General features: G+C 60.2%; 1 pseudogene. It reads left to right on the top strand.

The window, feature by feature from the left end:
- Positions 1–191: 191 nt before the first annotated feature.
- A pseudogene (locus EOD07_RS39000) lies at positions 192–460 on the top strand (hypothetical protein); the annotation flags it as partial.

Genomic DNA, 460 nt, shown 5'->3' with positions numbered 1-460 from the left:
GTGTTCAGGCGGTAGCCGACCGTCTTCGGCGTCATCTCGAATCATCCGATCGCGCCAAAGGTAAATTTTGATTCAAACTTTGTTGGTAATTTCTCATTAGGAATGGGGTTTCCGGCGGCGTTGTTCCTGCCTTCGGTCTGTTTTGTCTCGCGTACAGGTCAAAGATGCGGATTTTTGGCGTCGTTAGTTTCGTGCTCGCAGCGCTTTGCCTTGCCGGCTGCTCGTCCACGTCGGGCGTCGATGCCTTGCAGTTGCCGTCCAACGAGACGACGAGCTCGGTCGTGCGGCCAAGCGCGCCGGTGTCGAAAGGCGTGAAGACCGCCGTAAGGGAAAAGACCGTCGAGACCGCGTCGATGTCGGGCATGGCGCGCATCACGCCGCCGGCGCCGCTGCTTGACGAAGGTAACGCGGGCGCTGACGACGAGAATTCGCGCCCCTTCGGCCTCGCCGAGGAGGAGAC

The sequence above is a fragment of the Mesorhizobium sp. M2C.T.Ca.TU.002.02.1.1 genome (assembly GCF_003997225.1).
This window is presented reverse-complemented; position numbering and strand designations above follow the sequence as displayed.